Consider the following 8,498-nt stretch of genomic DNA (forward strand, 5'->3'; position numbering starts at 1 on the left):
GCCCGTTGGGTGGCGGGATGACTGTCGGGCAGCCGCCTAACCCCGGCAGGCGAGGAGATGCTAGGATACCCATCCGTTTTCCGGGCGGCCACGTCCCGTGCCGCTCCCTTGAGATGCAAGCCATTCATGTTTGGTTCCAACGACGACAAGAAGGCCCCGCAGGGCGGGGACAAGAAAGGCCTGTTCAGCTGGTTCCGCAAGAAACCCCAGGCCGAAGAGACCGTAGCGCCAGCCTCCGAAGCCGAGGCGGCCCCCGCGCAGCCGGCGGAAAGCCCGGCGGCGCAGCCTGAGCCGGCCGCACCGGCCCCGGCAGCCGAAGCGCCCCGGCCGGCGCCCGTCGATGAGCTGCGCACGCCGCTGCCCGTGGCCCCCGCCGAACCGCTGGCGCCAGCCCCGCCGGCCGAAAGCCTGCCCGCCGAGCCGCTGGAGCCGATCCGCCCGGCCGAGCCTCAGGTCGCCGGCGAACCGCAGCCCCCGGTCGAGGCGGTAGCGCCCGTTGCCCCCGCCGCGCCCGTGGTCGAGCCTGTCCCGGCTCCGGCTCCGGCTCCGGCTCCGGCTCCGGCTCCGGCTCCGGCTCCGGCTCCGGCTCCGGCTCCGGCTCCGGTCGCGGAACAGCCGCCGGTCGCAGCCCTCGCGCCCGCCGCCGTCGAGAAGCCCGCCCCGGCCGAACCGGCCAAGCCCGGCTTCTTCGCCCGCCTCAAGCAGGGCCTGTCGAAGACCAGCGCCAGCCTCGGCGAGGGCATGGCCAGCCTGTTCCTCGGCAAGAAGGCCATCGACGACGACCTGCTCGACGAGATCGAGACGCGCCTGCTGACCGCCGACGTCGGCGTCGAGGCCACCACCGCCATCGTGCAGAACCTGACCAAGCGCGTGGCGCGCAAGGAGCTGGCCGACAGCGAGGCGCTGTACAAGGCCCTGCAGGAAGAGCTGGCAGGGCTGCTGCGCCCGGTCGAGCAGCCGCTGGCCATCACCGCTGAAAAACAGCCCTACGTGATCCTCGTGGTCGGGGTGAACGGCGTGGGCAAGACCACCACCATCGGCAAGCTGGCGAAGAAGCTGCAGATGGACGGCAAGAAGGTCATGCTGGCCGCCGGCGACACCTTCCGCGCCGCCGCCGTGGAGCAGTTGCAGGTGTGGGGCGAGCGCAACAACATCGCGGTGATCGCCCAGCACACCGGCGCCGACTCGGCCTCGGTGATCTTCGACGCCGTGCAGGCCGCCAAGGCCCGTGGCGTCGACGTGCTGATCGCCGACACCGCCGGGCGCCTGCACACCAAGGACAACCTGATGGAAGAGCTGAAGAAGGTGCGCCGGGTCATCGGCAAGCTGGACGACACGGCTCCCCACGAGGTGCTGCTGGTGCTCGACGCCGGCACCGGGCAGAACGCCATCAACCAGGCCAAGCAGTTCAACAACGCCGTGGAACTCACCGGCCTGGCCCTGACCAAACTGGACGGCACCGCCAAGGGCGGGGTGATCTTCGCCCTGGCCAAGCAGTTCGGCCTGCCGATCCGCTACATCGGCGTCGGCGAAGGGATCGACGATCTGCGCACCTTCGAGGCCGACGCTTTCGTCCGTGCATTGTTCGAGACCCGGGAGACCGCATGATCCGCTTCGAGCAGGTCGGCAAACGCTATCCCAACGGCCACGTCGGCCTGCATGACGCCTCGTTCCGCATCCACCGCGGCGAGATCCTCTTCGTCACCGGCCACTCCGGCGCCGGCAAGAGCACCCTGCTGCGGCTGATCCTGGCGATGGAGCGGCCGACTTCCGGCAAGCTGCTGCTCGGCGGCCAGGACCTGGCGCGCATCACCACCGCGCAGATTCCCTTCCTGCGCCGGCAGATCGGCGTGGTGTTCCAGAACCACCAGTTGCTCAACGACCGCACGGTGTTCGACAACGTCGCCCTGCCGCTGCAGATCCTCGGTCTGCCCAAGGTGGAGATCGCCCAGCGGGTGGAGGCGGCGCTCGACCGCGTGAGCCTCAAGGAGAAGGCCGAGGACCTGCCGTCCGACCTCTCCACCGGCCAGCAGCAGCGCGTCGGCATCGCCCGCGCGGTGGTGCACCGCCCGGCGCTGCTGCTCGCCGACGAACCCACCGGCAACCTCGACCCGCGCCTGGCCTCGGAGATCATGGGCGTGTTCGAGGACATCAACCGCCTCGGCACCACCGTGCTGATCGCCAGCCACGACCTGGCGCTGATCGCGCGCATGCGCCATCGCATGATCACCCTGCAGCGCGGGCGGATCATCGCGGACCGCGAGGAGGAGGCCTGATGAACGATCAGCAACTGCCACACGCTCCGGAAGAGGGCACGCAGCCGAAGAAGAGCCGCGAGCGCGTGGAGAAGGAATCCACCGACTGGGGCCAGCTGTTCAGTGCCTATGGCGAAAGCCACCGCGCCAGCCTGGTGGACAGCCTCAAGCGGATGTTCGGCCACCCCTTCGGCAGCTTCTTCACCTGCCTGGTGATGGGCATCACCCTGAGCCTGCCCATGGGCCTGTCGCTGCTGCTGGGCAACGTCGAGCGCCTGGGCGGCTCCTGGCAGCGCGCGGCGCAGATTTCCCTGTACCTGGACCTGAAGACCAGCGAAAGCCAGGGCCAGGACCTGCGCGAACAGATCGAGCGCATGCCCGACGTGATCGAGGCGCAGCTGATCAGCCGCGAGGATGCGCTGAAAGAGCTGCAGGAACAGTCCGGCCTGGGCGAGGCGCTCAAGGAGCTGCCGGAGAACCCGCTGCCGGCAGTGATCTCGGTGACGCCCAAGCAGGTCGACCGCAACCAGCTCGATGCCCTGCGTCAACGCCTGGCCGAGCTGCCCGGGGTACAACAGGCGCAGCTCGACCTGGTGTGGGTCGAGCGCCTGTCGGCGATCCTCAAGCTGGGCGACCGCTTCGTCTTCGGCCTGACCGTGGTACTGGTGCTGACCCTGCTGCTGGTGATCGGCAATACCATTCGTCTGCACATCGAAAACCGTCGTAACGAAATCGAAGTGATCAAGCTGGTCGGCGGGACCGACGGCTACGTGCGCCGGCCCTTCCTTTATATGGGCGCGCTCTACGGCCTGGGCGCCGGCATCCTGTCCTGGGCCCTGCTGGAGTTCGGCCTGAACTGGCTGAACGCCTCGGTGGTCAACCTCGCCGGCCTCTACGGCAGCGATTTCGCCCTGGCCGGGGTGCCCTTGAACGACGGCCTGTCGCTGACCATAGGCGCGGTGCTGCTGGGCTGGATCGGCGCCTGGCTGGCCGTGGCGCGGCACCTGCGGGAGCTGGCGCCGCGCTGACAACCGACTGATTTCCCCTGTTTTCTTTTTGGCTGTAAAGGAACTTTTACACCCGCTTGCAGTCAGATCGCCCAGTGCTACACTGCGCGAGTTTCGTGAATCGGAGGATTCGCATGACCACTTCCCTGCAACCTGTCTATGCCCTGGTTCCCGGTGCAAACCTGGAAGCCTACGTGCACTCGGTGAACAGCATCCCGCTGTTGTCGCCGGAGCAGGAGCGCGAGCTGGCCGAACGCCTCTTCTATGAGCAAGATCTGGAAGCGGCACGGCAAATGGTGCTGGCGCACCTGCGCTTCGTCGTGCACATCGCCCGGAGTTATTCCGGGTACGGCCTGGCCCAGGCCGATCTGATCCAGGAGGGCAACGTCGGCCTGATGAAGGCCGTGAAGCGCTTCAACCCGGAAATGGGTGTGCGTCTGGTGTCCTTCGCCGTGCATTGGATCAAGGCGGAAATCCACGAGTTCATCCTGCGCAACTGGCGGATCGTCAAGGTCGCCACCACCAAGGCGCAGCGCAAGCTGTTCTTCAACCTGCGCAGCCAGAAGAAGCGTCTGGCCTGGCTGAGCAACGACGAAGTCGAGCGCGTGGCCGAGAGCCTGGGCGTGGAAGCCCGGGAAGTGCGCGAGATGGAAAGCCGCCTGAGCGGCCAGGACATGGCCTTCGACCCGGCGGCCGACGCCGACGACGAAAGCGCCTACCAGTCCCCGGCGCACTACCTGGAAGACCATCGCTACGACCCGGCGCGCCAGTTGGAGGAAGCGGACTGGAGCGACAGCTCCACCGCCAGCCTGCACGAGGCGCTGGAAGGCCTGGACGAGCGCAGCCGCGACATCCTCCACCAGCGCTGGCTGGCCGAGGAGAAGGCGACGCTGCACGACCTGGCGGCCAAGTACAACGTGTCCGCCGAGCGCATCCGTCAGCTGGAAAAGAACGCGATGAACAAGCTCAAGGGGCGCATCGAGGCATAAGCGCCCGCTGCACCGCTAGACTGAAGACCGCACCCCTCGGGGTGCGGTTTTTTTCTGCCCGCGCATGCCCGGAGACCCGATGCCCCGACTACGCCCGGCCCATGGCCTGCTGATCCTCGCCTTTGCCTTGCTGGCCTTCGCCGCCGGGCTCTGGGTGGCGCGCTCCACGACGCCGCTGCCGCCGCCGGCCTGGCTGGAGGACTGGCAGCGCGAGGTGTTCGGGCCCCTGGCCGACGGCACCCTCGACCTCGGCCAGTTGCACAGTTGGCAGGACGGCGCGCTGTGGCTGACCCGTGACGGGCAGGGCGCCCAGCTGAGCTACCGCGGCACCCTGGGTACGCCCGACGGTCCCTGGCGGGTGGAGGCCGAGCTGGTGCTGAGCGACGAGGAACGCGGCAGCCTGCAGAAGGCTACCGGCATAGCGCCGGGGGCGCCCGACCAGCCGCTCAGCGACGGCATGCTGGAGCAACTGCGCCGGCAAGCGGTGGCCTCGGTGCTGCTGGCGCCCAGCCAGGCGCTGAGCGTCGGCCGCCTGGTGGCCAGCTTCGGCCCGCCGCGCCTGCGCCTGCAGACCGACCGCGGCGAGGCCTGGATCTACCCCGAGCGCGGCCTGACGCTGCTGCACCGCAATGGCGAGCTGGTCTGGCTGCAGGTGGTGCCACGGGAGAGCCTGGCGCACTGAGCGCGGCTCAGCGCAGGCGCTCCAGGTAATCGGGGCCGCCGAGCTGCCACATCTGCTGGCGGATCCAGGCGGCGCGCTGGCGGACGTAGCCGCTGGGGCGCGCGGCGCTCCACTGGCGCGGGTTGGGCAGCACTGCGGCGAGCTGCGCGGCCTGCTGCGCCGACAGGCGGCTGGCGTCGACGCCGAAGTGGTGGCGCGCGGCGGCCTGGGCGCCGAACACGCCGTCGTCCCACTCGGCGCTGTTCAGGTAGACCTCGAGGATGCGCTGCTTCGGCCAGAAGGTCTCCAGCAGCAGCGTGAACCAGGCTTCCAGGCCCTTGCGCAGCCAGCTGCGGCCGGGCCAGAGGAACAGGTTCTTGGCGGTCTGCTGGCTGATGGTGCTGGCCCCGCGAATGCTCTTGCCGCGGCCGTTGTGGGCCAGGGCCTGCTCGATGGCCGGCAGGTCGAAGCCGTGGTGCTCGGCGAACTTCTGGTCCTCGCCGGCGATGACCGCCACCTTGAGGTTGCCGGAAATCTCGTCCCAGCTGCGCCAGTCGCGCTGCAGGTCGATGGGCTGGCCATTGAACCAGGACTGCACCTTGCGCTCGACCATCAGCATGCTGCCCGGCGGCGGCACCCAGCGCAGGACGATGACCACGGCCACGCTGCCCAGGGCGAACCAGAGGAGGAACTTGAACAGGCGGCGTAACAATGTGCGCATGGGTTTTCCCGGGCGATAGTGCGCGTCATTATAACGGGCTTGACCTTCCAGGGAGTTTTCCCATGCTGCGTACCTTCCTGCTGTTCGCCGCCTTCTTCGGCTTCACCGGCGTGGCCCTCGGCGCCTTTGCCGCCCATGGCCTGAAGAGCCGGCTGAGCGCCGACTACCTGGCGATCTTCCAGACCGGCGTGCACTACCAGATGCTCCACGCCCTGGCCCTGTTCGGCGTGGCGCTGCTCTCGGCGCACCTGGGCGGGCGCCTGGTGGGCTTCGCCGGCGGGTTCTTCGTCGCCGGCATCCTGATCTTCTCCGGCAGCCTCTACCTGCTGACCCTGACCGCCACCCCGGTGCTCGGCGCCATCACCCCCATCGGCGGCGTCTGCTTCCTCGCCGGCTGGCTGTGCCTGGGCCTGGCGGCCTGGAGGCTGACGGGCTGACCCGGACGTCAGAATCGCCGGCCGATGGCCCGCTTGCGCCTTGGTCATCGCCGGCTCTCGGGCTAGAATGCCCACCCCTCCAATCGCGACGGTGCTGCCCATGCATATCCAGTTGAACGGCGAACCCTACGAGCTGCCCGACGGCCAGAGCGTGGCCCACCTGCTCGAGCGCCTGGAACTGGGCGGGCGCCGCGTCGCGGTCGAACTGAACCTGGACATAGTGCCGCGCAGCCAGCACGCCGCCACCGCCCTCCGCGAGGGTGACCAGGTGGAAGTGGTGCAGGCCATCGGCGGCGGCTAGGCCGCCGTCCACCGAATTCAGGCCCCGCCCCACCCGCTTTTGCTGAGGAAAGATCCGATGAGCCAAGCCTCTTCCACCCTGCCGGTCGACAAGCCTTTCACCCTCGCCGGGCGTACCTATGAGTCGCGCCTGCTGGTGGGCACCGGCAAGTACAAGGATCTCGACGAGACGCGCCGCGCCATCGAGGCCTCCGGCGCGCAGATCGTCACCGTGGCGGTGCGCCGCACCAACATCGGCCAGAACCCCGGCGAGCCGAACCTGCTCGACGTGATCCCGCCGGACCGCTACACCATCCTGCCGAACACCGCCGGCTGCTACGACGCCGTGGAAGCGGTGCGCACCTGCCGCCTGGCCCGCGAGCTGCTGGACGGCCACAACCTGGTGAAGCTGGAAGTGCTGGCCGACCAGAAGACCCTGTTCCCCAACGTCGTGGAAACCCTCAAGGCCGCCGAAGTGCTGGTCAAGGACGGCTTCGACGTGATGGTGTACACCAGCGACGACCCCATCATCGCCCGCCAACTGGCCGAGATCGGCTGCATCGCGGTGATGCCGCTGGCCGGCCTGATCGGCTCCGGCCTGGGCATCTGCAACCCCTACAACCTGCGCATCATCCTCGAGGAAGCCAGCGTCCCCGTGCTGGTGGACGCCGGCGTGGGCACCGCCTCCGACGCCACCATCGCCATGGAGCTGGGCTGCGAGGCGGTGCTGATGAACACCGCCATCGCCCACGCGCAGAACCCGGTGATGATGGCCGAGGCCATGAAGCACGCCATCGTCGCCGGTCGCCTGGCCTACCTGGCCGGGCGCATGCCGCGCAAACTGTACGCCAGCGCCTCCTCGCCGATGAGCGGCCTGATCGGCTGATCCCGGCGCGGCGCCCCGAGCGGGCCGGCTCGCCAGGCGCGGGCCGGCCCGTCGTCACTTTCACTGCCCCGTTTTTTCCAAGGTCCGAACATGAGCGATACCCAGCAGCCCCAGGCCGAGCAGGCCACCGACCGGCCGATGCGCACCATCAAGAGCTTCGTGATGCGCGCCGGGCGCATGACCGAAGGCCAGCAGCGCGGCCTCGACCAGGGCTGGCCGCGCTTCGGCCTGGAGCTGGCCGACGGCCTGCGCGACTTCGACCAGGTGTTCGGGCGCAAGGCCCCGCGCACCTTCGAGATCGGCTTCGGCATGGGCCACGCCACCCTGGAGATGGCCGCCGCGGCGCCGGACCAGGACTTCATCGGCGTCGAAGTGCACCGCCCGGGCGTGGGCGCGCTGCTCAACGGCATGCTGACGCAGGACCTGAGCAACATCCGCGTCTACAGCTGCGACGCCCTGGAAGTGCTGCGCGACTGCGTGGCCGACGCCAGCCTCGACCGCGTGCTGCTGTTCTTCCCCGACCCCTGGCACAAGGCGCGCCACCACAAGCGCCGCATCGTCCAGCCGGCCTGGGCGGAGCTGGTGCGCAGCAAGCTGAAGGTCGGCGGCATCCTGCACATGGCCACCGACTGGGAACAGTACGCCGAGCACATGCTGGAAGTGATGAACGCCGCGCCCGGCTACCGCAACCTGTCCCCGGACAACACCTACGTGCCGCGCCCGGAAGAGCGCCCGGTGACCAAGTTCGAGCGTCGCGGCGAACGCCTCGGCCACGGCGTCTGGGACCTGAAGTTCCAGCGCGTCGACTGAGCCGCCGAAACGTCCTGCACGCTGTAGGAGCGGGCCCTACCCGCGATCGCGCGCAGGGCTGAGCTGGCCTAATGATCTTGGACACCTTCATCGGGCGCTATCATGGCGCCCAACTGGAGGCGAAAATAGTGCGAAAGTCCTATTCAAATGAATTCAAAATCAAGACTGCCGAGATGGTGCTTGATGGCGGGATGTCCGTTCCGGACGTCTGTAAGCAACAAGACGTAGGCCCTACTGCGCTGCGTCGGTGGATTGATCAAGTCCGAAAAGAGCGCGAAGGTCAGACTCCGGTCGGTGCCAAGGCGATTACGCCGGACCAACAGCGAATTCAAGAACTCGAAGCGCAGTTGCGGCAAAAGGATCGGGATATCGAAATCCTAAAAAAGGCCAGTGCTCTCCTGCTTTTGGACTCCAAAGATTATTCGCGCTAATCGACGAGTTGAGTGAGCAATA

11 protein-coding genes are annotated in these 8,498 nt (G+C 68.2%); 10 read left to right on the plus strand and 1 reads right to left on the minus strand.

From position 1 onward, the window contains the following. The first annotated feature begins 126 nt into the window (after positions 1–126). The 5 genes from ftsY to VV867_RS26540 all read left to right on the plus strand — a co-directional run bounded on the left by ftsY (position 127) and on the right by VV867_RS26540 (position 4,933). Complete coding sequence (gene ftsY, locus VV867_RS26520) at positions 127–1,608, plus strand: signal recognition particle-docking protein FtsY (protein WP_328567992.1); 1,482 nt, start codon at positions 127–129, stop codon at positions 1,606–1,608. After that, positions 1,605–2,276 (plus strand): cell division ATP-binding protein FtsE, encoded by a 672-nt coding sequence (gene ftsE, locus VV867_RS26525; protein WP_328567993.1) that lies wholly within the window; start codon positions 1,605–1,607, stop codon positions 2,274–2,276. Before ftsY ends, ftsE begins: the two co-directional genes overlap by 4 nt. Next, the gene (gene ftsX / locus VV867_RS26530) at positions 2,276–3,283 is read left to right on the plus strand and encodes a permease-like cell division protein FtsX (RefSeq protein WP_109934085.1); all 1,008 of its coding nucleotides are present in this window, start codon (positions 2,276–2,278) and stop codon (positions 3,281–3,283) included. Before ftsE ends, ftsX begins: the two co-directional genes overlap by 1 nt. A gap of 113 nt (positions 3,284–3,396) precedes the next feature. Continuing rightward, complete coding sequence (gene rpoH / locus VV867_RS26535; RefSeq protein ID WP_328567994.1) at positions 3,397–4,251, plus strand: RNA polymerase sigma factor RpoH; 855 nt, start codon at positions 3,397–3,399, stop codon at positions 4,249–4,251. Between the two features lie 79 nt (positions 4,252–4,330). Continuing rightward, the gene (locus tag VV867_RS26540) at positions 4,331–4,933 is read left to right on the plus strand and encodes a hypothetical protein (protein WP_109934087.1); all 603 of its coding nucleotides are present in this window, start codon (positions 4,331–4,333) and stop codon (positions 4,931–4,933) included. A gap of 7 nt (positions 4,934–4,940) precedes the next feature. On the opposite strand, the gene mtgA is transcribed toward VV867_RS26540, so the two are convergent. Then, the gene (mtgA, locus tag VV867_RS26545) at positions 4,941–5,633 is read right to left on the minus strand and encodes a monofunctional biosynthetic peptidoglycan transglycosylase (RefSeq protein ID WP_328567995.1); all 693 of its coding nucleotides are present in this window, start codon (positions 5,631–5,633) and stop codon (positions 4,941–4,943) included. Between the two features lie 62 nt (positions 5,634–5,695). Here mtgA and VV867_RS26550 point away from each other — a divergent pair, with 62 nt between their 5' ends. From VV867_RS26550 to VV867_RS26570, 5 genes are all read left to right on the plus strand, one after another. Continuing rightward, on the plus strand, positions 5,696–6,070 hold the full coding sequence (locus VV867_RS26550) for a DUF423 domain-containing protein (protein WP_089390965.1): 375 nt from the start codon (positions 5,696–5,698) through the stop codon (positions 6,068–6,070). Positions 6,071–6,170: 100 nt separating this feature from the next. Further along, complete coding sequence (gene thiS, locus VV867_RS26555; protein WP_089390964.1) at positions 6,171–6,371, plus strand: sulfur carrier protein ThiS; 201 nt, start codon at positions 6,171–6,173, stop codon at positions 6,369–6,371. A 57-nt stretch (positions 6,372–6,428) separates the two neighbouring features. After that, entirely contained in the window at positions 6,429–7,235 is an 807-nt protein-coding gene (locus VV867_RS26560; protein WP_275627914.1) for a thiazole synthase, read from the plus strand. Positions 7,236–7,373: 138 nt separating this feature from the next. Continuing rightward, a complete protein-coding gene (trmB, locus tag VV867_RS26565; protein ID WP_275630541.1) occupies positions 7,374–8,045 on the plus strand; it encodes a tRNA (guanosine(46)-N7)-methyltransferase TrmB in 672 nt (223 codons plus the stop codon). A gap of 71 nt (positions 8,046–8,116) precedes the next feature. After that, positions 8,117–8,476: a transposase gene (locus VV867_RS26570; RefSeq protein ID WP_256595865.1), complete on the plus strand. Its 360-nt coding sequence runs from the start codon at positions 8,117–8,119 to the stop codon at positions 8,474–8,476. Positions 8,477–8,498: the final 22 nt, after the last annotated feature.

The organism is Pseudomonas sp. JH-2 (genome assembly GCF_036231725.1).
Lineage (GTDB): Bacteria > Pseudomonadota > Gammaproteobacteria > Pseudomonadales > Pseudomonadaceae > Pseudomonas > Pseudomonas delhiensis.